General features: G+C 29.8%; 6 protein-coding genes. All 6 read right to left on the bottom strand.

What is annotated here, in order from left to right; translation table 11 throughout:
- Nucleotides 1-31: 31 nt before the first annotated feature.
- Complete coding sequence (locus ACOZIR_RS10025; protein ID WP_415382514.1) at nucleotides 32-4,750, bottom strand: amino acid adenylation domain-containing protein; 4,719 nt, start codon at nucleotides 4,748-4,750, stop codon at nucleotides 32-34.
- A gap of 26 nt (nucleotides 4,751-4,776) precedes the next feature.
- Nucleotides 4,777-5,043, bottom strand: a complete 267-nt coding sequence (locus ACOZIR_RS10020) for an acyl carrier protein (protein WP_045295055.1) — start codon at nucleotides 5,041-5,043, stop codon at nucleotides 4,777-4,779.
- Nucleotides 5,044-5,054: 11 nt separating this feature from the next.
- The gene (locus tag ACOZIR_RS10015) at nucleotides 5,055-12,593 is read right to left on the bottom strand and encodes an amino acid adenylation domain-containing protein (RefSeq protein ID WP_415382512.1); all 7,539 of its coding nucleotides are present in this window, start codon (nucleotides 12,591-12,593) and stop codon (nucleotides 5,055-5,057) included.
- A gap of 19 nt (nucleotides 12,594-12,612) precedes the next feature.
- Complete coding sequence (locus ACOZIR_RS10010) at nucleotides 12,613-13,260, bottom strand: hypothetical protein (protein WP_045295601.1); 648 nt, start codon at nucleotides 13,258-13,260, stop codon at nucleotides 12,613-12,615.
- 10 nt (nucleotides 13,261-13,270) lie between these two features.
- Nucleotides 13,271-13,963 (bottom strand): 4'-phosphopantetheinyl transferase family protein, encoded by a 693-nt coding sequence (locus tag ACOZIR_RS10005; RefSeq protein WP_045295600.1) that lies wholly within the window; start codon nucleotides 13,961-13,963, stop codon nucleotides 13,271-13,273.
- A gap of 438 nt (nucleotides 13,964-14,401) precedes the next feature.
- A complete protein-coding gene (locus tag ACOZIR_RS10000) occupies nucleotides 14,402-14,686 on the bottom strand; it encodes a transposase (RefSeq protein WP_045295597.1) in 285 nt (94 codons plus the stop codon).
- Nucleotides 14,687-14,770: the final 84 nt, after the last annotated feature.

Raw genomic sequence — 14,770 nt, 5'->3', positions numbered from 1 at the left:
TCAACCTCTACTATCAATTATCCAATTATTTTTAATTAATAGAGTTTAATATGTGCAACAAATCATCTTCGGTAACCACAGCATCTGGAAAATCACTTTCCATTAAGGCGCTTTGATCATCTTGAGATTGGATTACTTCTTTTACAATTTCATCTATACTTTTTATTAATTGACCTATTCGTTTCTGATCTAATTTTGAAATGATTTTTATAGTTAATTTTCCCTCCTGAATGAAAGCTAAGAAGTGAAGCCTCGGTTTGTTTTCAAACTCTCCAAAATCCTTACTATTAGACGATTCAAATTGAGAATCAAGTTTGCCTAAGTAGTTGAAGGTAACATGAGCATCCGGGTCACTAATAATTCCCGGACGTAAATACTTAATTACACTATAATCAAATCCTTTATTTGGGATTTCTCTAATTGCATTTTTAGTGTGTTTTAAAGTACCAGAAAATGTCGTATCTGAACATAGAAGAATAGGATATATTACAGTAAACCATCCTACCGTTCTGGTGACATCTACATTCTCATCTAACATCTCTCGACCGTGTCCTTCTATTTCAATCCAGAAATCATTTATTTCAAAAGAACGGTTCAATCCACTTACAATGAATGATAATAAAACTTCCTCAATAGTGGCTTTGGATTGACCAGTTAATTTCAAAACTAATAAATCTGTTTCATTCTTATCAAATGATTTTTCTACTGTTATTTCATCTTTTGATACAAAGCTTTCCGTCAGCTTAAATTCTGAGATTTCACTATTTGTTTTCTCTTTCCAATAGTGAATTGTTTTAGGGTTTAAATGGAATTTATCGTATTTTCTTAAAAAGTTGGACCAATCTTTAAATGAGGATGTTTGAGTTGGTAACTTTCCAACTTTGTCATTTAATAATTGGTTATGAAGATAATTAAAGTCTTCAAGTAAGATTTTCCAAGAGACAGCATCTACTAATAAATGATGAATTACCCAAAAAAAGCGGTATCTGTTCGTTTGTTCTTTTAAAACAAGCATTTTCATAATAGGTCCATTTTTTATGTTCAATGAACTTTGTATCTTTTTTTCCCATTCATTCCTCTTTTTTAGTTGCTTTTCTTCGTCTAAATGATGAATATCTTTATAAATTAATTCCCAGGTTTTTTTCTTTTTGTTTAAAAACCCTACATATTTATTATCATGCTCTTCAAATAAGGTTGATAACCCATGATGATGCTTTACTATTTGAGATAGAATGTTTTCAATATCCTCTTCTTTTCCACACACTTCTTTTTTAAAGACTACTGATTGGTTCCAATGGTTAATAGCCTTCTGATGTTCTGCGAAAAACCATTCTTGAATTGGGGTCAATTTTACATATCCCTCTGTCTCTACGGGCTTAATTACTAATTTATTTTCGTATGTTGCAACAGAAGCTAATTCAGATACTGTTTGGTTTTCAAAAATAGACTTAGGATTAATAGTAATACCTTTTTGTCGAGCTAAGGAACATATTTGAATACTTTGTATTGAATCTCCTCCAAGTTCAAAAAAATTATCATGAATACTTAACCTTTTTATTCCTAATACCTGCTTAAAAATTTCAAGAAGAATTTTCTCATTACCTGTCTTAGGTTCTTTTAATTCTGTGCTAATTCTAATTTCAGGTTCTGGAAATTTAGACGAATCAATCTTCCCATTGGTATTTAAAGGGAATTTATCCACTTGTATAATAAACGTGGGAATCATGTAAGCTGGTAATCTCTCTTTTAAAAAGTTTTTTAATTGATCCAAATCTGTTTGTTGATTTGATTTAAAGTAAGCAATAATTTGTTTATTAACTTCTGGATGATCTTTAATCTTGATAAATGCGTCGTTTATTGTTGGAAATTGCTTAAGGGTAATCAGGATCTCATCAAGCTCGACTCGAAACCCTCTTATTTTTATTTGATTATCTATGCGTCCTAAAAAATTTAATTCACCATTCTCTGTAAACCTTCCAAGGTCACCGCTTCGATATAAACGCTCTCCTACTTTAAACGGATTTTCAATGAATTTATCTAATGTTAATTCTCGATTATTTATATATTCGGTAGCTAATCCTTTACCCCCAATATATATTTCACCTATTGCACCTATAGGAACAAGCTTTTGATAGGGGTTCAATACATAAATATTTGTATTCAATATTGGTTTCCCAATAGAAACCTTCTTATTTTTTGTTTGTGTGCTGTCGTTTGCTTTAAATAATTTAAATGTACTCCATACAGAATATTCTGTTGGACCATATGCATTATAAAAATTTACATTTTTATATTTGCTAGGCAAATCTGTTGGACATTCCGATCCTGCGGAGCCAATATATTCAACACTAGAATTATTTATATTTAATTCTTTTAATACTGCAGGTGGTAATACAAGATGAGTTAATTTGTCATTTATAATTTGCTTTTCAAGTGCATATAAATCAAACATTTCTTCTTGGTTATTTCCAATATGCAATTCTGCTCCATTTAATAAACTTCCGAATATTTCGTAAATTGAAGCGTCGAAATTAAAAGTAGCAAATTGTAATACCCGTGAAGCCTCATTAAGCTGTAAATATTTTCTTTGACTCCTAATTAAATTTACTACACCTCTATTAGTTATCATCACTCCTTTTGGTTTTCCGGTAGTTCCAGAAGTGTAAACAATATAAGCCGGGTCTGAAGGGCATAGTTTTTTTAAATGAGATTTTGTAACTTCGTAACTTATCTTCTTAAGACATATTCTATTTTTAACTTTTTCTATACTAGACGCGTTCGAATCTTGATTCGTAATACATATATCTAGTTTGGAGTTTTTAATAATATACTTTAGTCTTTCACTAGGTAACTTAGGATCCAAAGGTACGTAGGCACATCCTGCCTTAATGATTCCTAACATACCAATTATCATATCAATGGATCTATTTACATGTAGTCCAACCTTATTGACCTCACCTTTTACACGTTTTTTAATTAAGTTTGCAATTACATCTGACTTTTTATCTAAATCTAAGTAAGTGATAGTTTTTTTATCATCTACAACAGCTATTTTATACGGGGAATTTTTAACAACTTTTTTAAAAATAGAAACAATGGTATCTTTCGGATTTATTTCCGCGGCTTCCCCTTGCCATTTAGATAATAGTAGATTTAATTGATCATTATCTAAATACTCTAATTGACAAAGTGGAGCTTCTATATTTTCACAAATTTGAAATAACCATTTCTTAAAACTTTTCATAAGCCTGTTAATTGTATTATGTTGAAACAGTTCAGTAGAATATTCAAACTCCAATACTAGTTGATGAGAATTCTTTACTTTAAGAATAAGATCATAATTTGAAAAAGGAACATTAAATTCTTCTTTCTTGATACAGAAGAATGAATTGCTGAAACTTTCCTCAAATTTATCTTCCATTGCTAATGCCGTTTGGAAGAGAGGAGAATAGCTTAAATCTCGCTTTGGATTTACAGCTTCAACAATTTTTTCAAATGGGAAATGTTGTTGTTCCAATAAATTTAATATTATTTTTTTATTCTTCTGTAAGATTTTACGAAATGACGCCTCATTTTCTACTGTTATTTTAAAAGGAAGCGTATTTACAAAGCAGCCAATTGTGTGAGCAAAATCTTCTTGTCCACGGTTTGCCACTGTGCTGCCAACAGTAATTTGATCCTTTCCTGTATATTGACTTAAAAATGTCTGGTAAGCAGTTACCATAAAAGTAAACAAAGTTGTATTGCTACTTCTTGTTACTTTTTCTATTAATAAACGCAGTTCATTGGGAATTACTAATTCCAATCTATCTCCCAAATACGAAGTTGTTTTGGGACGTTGAAAATCATAAGGAAGCGCCAAAGGTTCTTCCTCATGCCGTAAATATTTTTTCCAAAATTCACCACATTCAGAAACGTGTTTTTTAATCCATCGCTTTTGCCAACTAGCATAATCTAAATATTGCATTTCTATTGGAGGTATCTTGTCACTTTTTCCTAATTGGAGCAATTCATAAACTCTCATTAGTTCTTTGAAAAATATCTCAAATGATACTCCATCAAAAATGATGTGATGGAAATTACATGCTAAATAATATTTATCTTCCTCAAACTGAAATAATTTCATATTGAAAAGTAAATCGTTTTCTAAGTCAAAACACTTTTTTATTTCTTTATTGAGGTAAGAATTAACCCTTAATTTAGCTTCATCTAAATTTAGATTGCGACAATCTTCATATACTATTAAATTAATATCAGCTTTATTTACCACTTGAAAAATTTCATGATCTTTTCTTTTGAAATTAGTCCTCAAAATTTTATGACGTTCTATTATGTTATTAAGTGCAAGTTGTAGAGTTTTAACATCTACCATGCCATTCAAAATAAATTTAAATGGCATGTTATAGAGCATTCTCTGATTTTCAAATCTATCGAACAGATACATTCGATCTTGATTGTGAGAAAGTATGCCTTTATTTTGTCCAAGCTTCATTGGTTTATCTTCTTCATCTTCTCTCATATCGAGAAGCATATCTATAAAAGCAGCCAATTTTTCCACAGTGGAATGAACTTGAATAATGTCAGAAGTCAAAAGAATATTAAATTCTTGTCTTACAAGATTCAAAAATGTATTCTGCTTTTCAACAGTTTCTAAAATTATATTTATATTTTCAAGCAAAGAAAGTTGTTTTTGATTAATTGATAATATATTTAATAGCTTCTTTTCGGTACCGGTAACGATTTTATTCACACAAGATTCTCTCCTTTCTTTCCTAGTTAATTCAATTTATTAATATCCTTTATATGTTTAATCAGTGTTGTAAGTTCTTTAATGGTTGATTGTTCAAATATTACCTTAATTGGTAATTTAACACCCATGTTATTTTTAACCATTTGAATAAATTGCATGGCTAAAAGGGAGTTCCCTCCTAGGTCAAAGAAGTTGGAGTCCTCACTAAAATCCTCATACTCCAAAATTTCTTTCCAATAACTAATAAGCTCTTCCTTAATTAAAGTTTTTTCAGGTATTGTAATGATTTCCATGTCTTTTTCCCTCACTTAACTTTTATTTTTTGCAACATTTTGTCTAAAATTTGATTAAATACCTTAATAAAAGAGTTTCTTAATTTTTCGTCGATAACTGACTCATTAAATTTAATTTGAACATTAGAGCCTGGATTGATAATGATGACAATTGGATAATGTGTTTTTTCTCTTCCTTCTTTTAATTTCACGTCCATTTCTTCGGTACTTGGTAAATCAATTGGGTAATTCTCAAAAGCATATAATGAATCAAACAATGGGCTTTTTATATTTGTCCATTCATAAATTTTTGATAATGGCGTATTCTCATAGTCACGTAGTTCTAAGAATTCTGTTTGAACCTCCTTTAGCAGTTCCTCATAGGAACTAGTAGACGTCATCTTTTTTATAAAGGGTACAGTGTTGATAATTGGTCCTACTATCTCATCAATATGTTTTACCGAAACATTCCTGCCTGAGGTCACTACGCCACAACATACACTCTCTGTTCCTTTTATTTCTTTTAATGTAGAAAGCCAAATAGTTAGAAAGAAGGTATTAATCGTAATCCTATATTTCTGACAAAACTTTTGAATAGAGGTACTTAATTCCTCATCTATCTGTTTTGAATAGCAACCTTCTATATGTTCCTCACTCTGGAATGAATGTATTAAATTTGGTTGCAATATGGAATAATTCTGCAACTTTTCTGACCAGTATTTTTTAAGTTTTGCTTGCTGTGTATAGTCTTTCATATATTCAATATAGCTTTTAAATGAAGCATTTCTGTCAGAAGAAAACCTTTTTGAATGGTAATAATTAAAAACATCTTTTATCACCATTGAATAACTCCATCCATCCATAAGGATATGATGGAAGGTCCATATTAAGAGATAGTCATTATTAGCTTGCTTAATAATTAAAAAGTTGTTTAATTTATTGTTCTCAATATCTATGTTTCTGTACTGAGTTGTTAATAAATTTTCAAGAGCCATATGGGTATATGGAAGTTCTCTATACTGAACTTCTACCTCTAATTCATCCATTACCACTTGATGAAATATTCCTTTTTTATCAGAGTAAAATTTAGTTTTTAAAATATCATGTTTTTTAATCGTAGCATTGATTGCGTCTTTCATTTCTAAAATATTGAGACTTCCTTTAATCTCAAAAATAAGTTGCACCTTGTATTCTTGGCTTTCTCTATTGAATAAGCTGTGATACAGCATTCCTTTTTGTAAATGGGTTAAATCATAAATATCAATGATCCTCAAATCATTACAGAGTAATGATTTATGCCCTTCGGTACCTTGAAATATAGGGAATTGTTCCAAGATATTTAGTGATTTACTTGTTTTTTCTGTCTCTTCTCCAAAGCTTTCTAGTAACTCTAGTAATTCCGTGTAAATATAATTTTCGAAATTAGCACCTACAAAATTTTTATTGTAGTTAATTTTTATTATTTGCTTATCTTCCACTAAAAGAAGTTCAAGGTCTATATCATGTGTAGTATAGGAGTTTTGTTGAATGTCATTTTCACTTAAAAAGATAACTTCTTTTGCACATATTTCATCACTTTGAGAAAACTTCCCTAAATTGTTAAAACTAATAGCCGGCTTATTTTTGGGAAGATATTTTTCTCCACAAAATTGCGCTAGTATCCCATACTCTATTCCTTTATTTGGAATACCCCTTAGTTTTCTCTTTGTTTCTTTAATCGTTTTTGATAACGATTCTTTACATTTTAAATAAATCGGATACATAGTGGTAAACCATCCTATAGTTCTAGACAAATCAATATTTTCAATGACCTCTTCACGTCCATGTCCTTCTAGTGTGATAGGAATTTCTTTTTTATTGAAATATTTTCCGATTATTCTGCTGAAAAGAGATAAATATATTTCATCTGGAGATGCTTGACAAAGTTTGGTTATTACGTTATAAATCTTTTCAGTTGTTTCCGCATCGAGCTCTATTTTAAAAGATTTTCCGTCATAGATATCGTCTCCTTTAATTAATATGTCATCACTTAATTTAGTACATTCTTGAAGCCAATACTCTTTGATTTCCTTAGGAATCTCGTTTTTATAACTATTTAGTTTGTTCGCCCACTCTTTAAATGATGTTGTTTTATTACTTAGTTTCAGTTCCTGATTATTTAGATCTTGAAGATATAACTGATTAAAATCTTCAATCAAGATTCTCCAAGAAACCCCATCTACGATTAAATGATGAATAATCCAAATAATTCTATGATTATTTTCTTCTGTTTTTATACACACAACCTGCATCATAGGCCCTTTTGCGATATTTATAGCTTTTTGTGCAGCGTTCTCTAGCTTAATTATTTCTTGTTCTTTGACTTTATTATCTACACTGGAGAGATCGACAAATGTTATATTCCAGAATTTTTTATTTTTTATATTTTTTTCAACAGTTGAAAATAGCTCTTTGTTATAAAACTCAGATCTTAATCCATCATGATGTCCAACGATATAACAAATGATTTTTTTTAGTTTTTCTAAAGTTAATAAAGGGTATCCAATTAGAGTAACAGATTGATTCCAATGGTTTATATTCTCAAAATGTTGATTAAAAAACCAACTCTGAATTGGAGTTAATGATACTTTTCCGTAAACCTCAGACTGACTTATTCTTAGATTAGATTTTAATTCCACAATTTGAGTAAGCTCTTCGATAGTTTGTTTTTCAAAAATATCTTTTGTTGTAATAAACAGATTTTCTTTTTTTGCCAGTGAGCAAATTTGAATACTTAAGATAGAGTCCCCTCCACATTCGAAAAAATTATCGGATGTGGTTATTTTTTGATTTTTTAATACTTTCTTCCAAATTTTTAATAATTTTTCTTCCGTATTGCTAATATATTTTTTTGTAGGCGTTTTTTTATTACTAACCTTTAGGGCTGGTAGGCTTCTTATATCTACCTTTCCATTAGCGGTTAAAGGAAAAGAGTCCATTTTCATGAAAAAAGATGGAATCATATAATCAGGAAGGTAAGTTTTCATATATTTACGAATATGTGCATCATCTATTTCCATGTCTGAAATATAATATGCTAGAATTGCTTTCTTTGAATTCAATTCATCTCTTATAGTCACTACACAATCTTTTATTCCTTGACAATTTTTTAGAACAGCATTGATTTCACCTAACTCTATTCGAAACCCCCTAATTTTCACTTGATCATCTACCCTGCCTACAAACAGTAAGTTTCCTTCTTCTGTGTAACGTACTAAATCTCCCGTTTTGTACAATCTTTCTGAAGGTGCGAACGGACTTCTAATGAAATTTTCACGGGTTTTTTCCTCGTTATTTATATATCCCCTTGCAACGCCTTTACCTCCAATATATAGTTCACCAGTTTGTCCTATAGGGGTGAGTTTCATGTTTGAATTAAAAACATATGCCTCTACATTAAGGATTGGCTTTCCAATAGGAATAACCGCATCATTATTTGGAGTAATTTTACAAGATGTAGAAACAACTGTACCCTCGGTTGGTCCATAGTTATTATACAAGTCAAATTCTAGATGATTAGGAATTGTTTTTAGACGATCCCCCCCGGTTAAAAGAGCTCTTATTGATTTTGGAAACTTCATTTTGTTAATAAAAAGTTGCTCGAGTAGTCCTGTAGAAAAGAATGCAAGGGAAATATGTTCTTGTTCCAACTTTTCTGAGAGGACCTCTACGTCCAGTAAATCATAGTAGTCTAGTATCGTCAGTTTATTTCCATTTGTTAAATAAGGGAAAATTTCCCATATTGATGCATCAAAAGAAGTGTTAGAAGCAAGTGATGCTGCATCTTTTTGAGTTAGAGAATAATAATTAGTGTGCCAATCACAAAGATTTGCTAATCCTCCATGTTCAATCATGACCCCTTTAGGTTTTCCTGTTGTACCTGAGGTATAAATGATGTAAGCTAGATTACCTTTGGACAATTTAACTGAAGAAAAGCATACCAATTCACCTTGGAGTTCATTTATTTTTTCCTCCACTAATAGTAATTTAGTTCTTTCACCTGGATATTTAAGTTTATTCTCATCATTAGTTAAACAATAAATGATTTCAGAGTCTTCAATCATATATTTAAGTCTAGATTCTGGTTGTGAAGGATCCAGAGGGACATATCCTGCTCCCACTTTCATAATAGCTAAAACAGCTGTAATCATGTCAATGGACCTATCCATAAATACGCCTATTTTATCTTCAACTGTAACTTTGTTTTGAAATAACCAATGGGCAATTTGATTTGCTCTAGAATTTAATTCTTCATAATTTATATGGCTGGTGCCATGAACAATTGCAATATCTTTAGGGTTCATACTTACTGTTTTTTCAAATCTAGTAATAACGTCTTTGAATGAGAGGTTGTTTTTTGTTTCACACTCAACTTTGTTCGTACTCATTTTAATAATGGTTTGCAACTGCTCTGGTTCAATATAGGATAAATCTATTAAACGTTCATCTGTCTTCATAGTTATTTCCTGCAGCCAATGTTTAAAATTACTTGCCATTCTTTCAATTGTGTTTTTATTAAATAAGGCTTTTTTATATTCAAAAGAAATGGATAACTCATTATTTAGCTCTTCTACTTCTACTACCAAATCAAACTTTGCTTTAAATGTATTAATTTTTTTAGGCTTTAATTTTAGAGCTTGATATGTTAACTTTGCTTTCTGGTTATTTTGCAAGACAAAGACAGTATCAAATAAAAGGGATGAATCTATGTTTCGATCAAAAGGTAAATGCTTCAATATCTTTTCCGTTGGCAAGTCCTGATGATCAAAGACGTTTGTTATATTTTTAATATTTTTAATTAATGTTTCTTCAAATGAATCCTCTTTTGAAATATTGAGTTTAAAAGGCAAAGTGTTTACGAAATATCCTATTATATTTTCAGAGTCCACGTGGTTTCTCTTTGCTAAGGGACTTCCTACGATAACTTCCTTTTCGTCTAAATATGCAGACAAAAAAGTTTGATATGCTGTAAGCAAGCTCATAAATAAGGTTGATCTTGTTTTCTTATTCAGGTTGTTCAGATTGTTTTGGACCTCTTTGGGCACTGAAAATCTGACAATATTAGAGTCACTGTTACTATCTATGGTTTTGGGATAATCATATTGTAATAAAGATTTTTGACTAATAGTAGCTAGTTCATTTCTCCAGAAATCCTCATCTTTTTCTTGGATATAAGTTAAAGAATTCTTTTGCCATAGAGCGTAATCTCCATATTGTAAAGGGTTATGCTGTCTTCCTTGACTTGATTCTTCAATTTCTAAGCTCTCGTAGATATTAAACCAGCCTTCAACTAGTAAAGGAATTGACCAGCCATCAAAAATAATATGATGAATATTACAGATTAATTGGTAATTCCCTTTGTTTTTCTTGACTAATGTAATTGATAGGAGCGGACCACTTTCTAAATCAAATTGTCGTGTTACTTCTTTTTCTACTAAATCATCTATTTGTTTTTCTTGATCTATGAACACATCAGAAAGGTCTATAAATTCAATATAATGATAAATTGAATCATCAAAAAACAAGGAACCTTTTCCTGAATCCTCTTTTATTACACTCTTTAAAATTTGATGTTGTACACTCATCTTATTTAAAGCTAGTTGTAATTTTTCTTTATTAATTGCACCTGAAATGTCATAAGAAAATACTGTATTATATAAAGCTTTATCTTTATTTGTTTGATAAATAAACCATAAATTTTCTTGTTCATATGTTAAAGGATATATTTTTTTGTGGTTTATTTTTATAGGCGTAGAACCCTGGGATGCACCTTGGCTTTTACGAGTCGATATAAACTGTGCCAATTTTGAAATAGTGTCATTCTCCATTATTTCTGAAGGAATAAGGTCAATATTAAATAAGTTTTTTATTTGCATAATCAATCTCATTATCAATAATGAATTCATTCCGCTCTTCAATAGTGATTGATCAATACCTATCAGCTTATCCCCTGTCACTTTTACTACTATTTGTTTTACTATTTTTTCTGCGTTTTTACCAATTAATGTGTCGTTGCTAAATAATTCTGGTTCATAATCCTTATTTGTAGCTACTTTAGGTAATAATAACTTGTTTATTTTTCCATTTATTGTTAGTGGGATTTTATCTATTTTAATAAAGAAGCTAGGAATCATATATGTCGGGAGTGAGCTGCGTACGCTTTCCTTTAAATAGTCATCAGTTAGTTCTTCATCAGAAACATAGTATAAGATTAAATGTATATCGTCGTTAAACACTGTATCTGCTTTAACAACAGCATTTCTAATTTGTTTTACATTATTATAAGTGCTTTCAATCTCACCTAGCTCAATTCTAAAACCTCTCAGTTGTACTTGGTCGTCGTTTCTTGAAATATACTGTAGTTCGTCGTTATTCAAAACCTTTACTATATCTCCAGATTTGTAGTATCGGACGTTATCAATACTTATAAATTTTTTTTCATTCATTTCAGAATTTTTGTAATAACCTAATGAGACCCCTTTACCTGAAACATACAACTCTCCTTCTTCATTTATCTTTACTTCTTGCCCGGTTTGATTCATTACTTTAAAACCTAAATGAGGTAAGACTTTACCTATATTTGTAATTCCCTTTTTTACATCATCTTTAGTAACTTCTTTGTATGTTACATGAACAGTTGTTTCAGTTATTCCGTACATGTTTATTAACTTTGGTAAATTAGTATTGGAAGATAAAAACCAAGAGGTTAACTTTTTAAAATTTAATGCTTCTCCTCCAAAAATAATATACTTTAAATTTAATTCATGCTGACGCTTTATAATCTCTTCACTCATTTCAAAGAAAGCACTTGGAGTACAATTAAAAATACTTGTTTGTGTATCTACCATTAAGTTAACAAAGGCGACCGGGTTTCGACTTTCTGCAAACGAAATTACTGTAACTGTTCCTCCATAAGCCCAAGCTCCCCACATTTCCCAAACTGAAAAATCAAAGGCATATGAATGAAAAAATGTCCACTTATCCTTATCGTTAAAGTTAAATAACTCCTTGGATGCTGAAAATAAATTTACTACATTTTCATGAGATACACATACACCCTTTGGAATGCCAGTAGAACCTGATGTGAAAATTATGTATGCTGGATCCTCAGGAGCAATTATTACATGGAGGTTTTCAGAAGAAAAATCCATATATTCTACTAAAAGATTATCTATACTTAAATGTTTGCATATTTGATTATCTACTCTATCTACGTCGCTTATTAATAATTTCAATTCAGAATTCTTTATGATATGTTTTACTCTTTGAGGTGGACTCTTAGGGTCGATAGGTACATAGCTTGCACCTAATTTAAGTAATGCCAAAATTAAAAATAGAACGTATTCAGATTTTTCAATATAAATTCCTACATTATCTCCCTTTCTTATGCCACTATACTGTAAGTATCTTGCTATTTTATTTGCTATACTATTTGTTTCTTTATATGAGTAGTCTTTATTTTTATTTTTTATAGCAATATTATCGCTATAACTTCTTACGGTTTCTTCAAATAGATATACTAAAGAATTCATGTTTGTACTATTCCTCCAATCATTTTAAATATGTACCGGAAGCTACTGTCATTATATGAAAAACAAAAGAAATGAGGGCGACGGTAATCGTAATTATTACTGCATTTTTCCTTTTAATAAATGTTAATTTTTCTAGGCTAAAACTAAAAAGAATTAAACTAGCAATATAAAATAGTTCAAATTCAGCCACAAATGTATGAAGCAAAGAATTTTTTTCTTTCACCAATAGAGCTAAACTAGTGAATGTTGTTTCTTTTGCATTAACAGAGAGGGCAACTAATGCATTAACGCCAGACCCTAGAACAATCAACATCCCTGCATTGACTACTGCCTGGAAAATTCCTTTTATATTTACTGGCTTCTCTTTTAACACTAAATATAATAAGTACACAATTAAGATTTGAACAATAAATGTGAATAGTAAGCCTAAAGAACCCATTGCAATTGTACTTATGATAAAATTCATAGGTCCCATTTCCGAAATAGAACTCCCATTTAAAACATTCATACCTTTTTGGGTTGTAGAATACAGTAAGAGAGTTGTTTCAGCACCCGCAATTAAACTCAGTGATAGCAAATAAAGTAGTGATTCACCATACTTTTTTGGGGTTTTAAAAAAAAACTGTGCAAATTTATTAGTGTTTTTCAATTCCGAATTTATTTCCATTTACATTCTCCTAATTTATTATTTTTTCTGACTTAATTGGAAGTGTAATACTTCTTATCTCATCTTCCATAATCATTACGGTAGACTTGTATTGTACAAAATTTTTATAAAAAAATGAGATAATATTATTGTCAACAGCCCATTCTGATATCTCATAAATTGAAAGTGGAGAAGTCAATCCCGTCTTTAGTACTTTTGATAAACTTTCTTTTGCACTGAAAAGAGTTTCTTTACTTAATATCCCTTTACTTTCTTCAATCATTTTTCTTTCGCATTTTGTTAAATATGTACCAAGAAATTCTGAATCATTTTTCGTTTTAGTTTCAATATCAATTCCCATGGGGTGTAATTGATCAAAAATTAATATCCCTAAAGTTTTATGTGTATGAGTGATAGAGATCCCTAAGCTTATAGGTAGACCAATGTTATTAACAATAACAGGTTGGCCAAAAACTCCTTTTAACAGAGAAATATTTTTTATTTGACTTAAATCTAGTCCTAAGAATGCTCTAATAGCAGATTTTCCACAGTACAAACTTTTTTTTACCTCTACTATTCTCTTACTAGCCCTATACATCTCCAAATATTCATACTCTCTTTCATTAAAAATTTCATTAGCATCCTTCATGTCAATGGAATCTAGTCGGTGAAATTCAGTAAAAGTTTTATAAGTGTTTTCGCCATATTTATAATATTCAAACATTTATTCCCCTCCTTTCAAGTGAATATAACAAACTAATAAGCTATTTTATTCTTAAAATTAATAAAAAAATATCATAAAAATGTAAAAAATTACTTTTTATTAGTTAAAATATTACTCATTATCATTATCGATAACATTTTAACACAGTAATTTTGTCGAGTCTATCTGTAATTTGTAAAATTTATGAATTAAATGTCATATTTTCCGTTTTTTTAAACTTTATATATTCTTAAAGTCATAATAATAATGCTCTTTTAATTAAAAAATTAAGATGATAGGAATTAATATTCATATAAATTTAGCATCTATCAAAAGCAAAATTTCCTTGTGAAATTCGATTGAATTTTATATTTAAACAGATATTAAACTAAAATAAAAAAACCATATTTAATTTGTTTTACGTTAATAAAAACAAGTTAAATATGGTCAATCTTTATTTTATGGCTTTTTTGTAAGAACATACATAGCTTTTCTTAAGATCTCGTTTTCTTCCTTCAAATCTTTAATTATTTTATCTTTTTCTTCTGATCTGATAGGATATGAAGTGGATTTTTCTATAAACTTCAGTTCACTTTCTCTTTTTTCTTTATAGATATTTATCCAATTGCGTAATGTTGGTACGGAAATATTAAGCTCTTCTGCTAATTCTCTTGGCTTTCTTCCCTTTTCTATTACTAATCTAGCGGCGTGCATTTTAAAATCTTTATCATGGTGCTTCCCCATAAATATACAGACACTCCTTTTTGAATTTATTTAGTGTCAATTCTCTTTTTTTAGCAAAGAATCATATTTTTCGAGGTAAAGAGT

Origin of the sequence: Priestia sp. D3YE.R1, from assembly GCF_049199565.1 — a bacterium.
GTDB lineage: Bacteria > Bacillota > Bacilli > Bacillales > Bacillaceae_H > Priestia > Priestia aryabhattai.
This window is presented reverse-complemented; position numbering and strand designations above follow the sequence as displayed.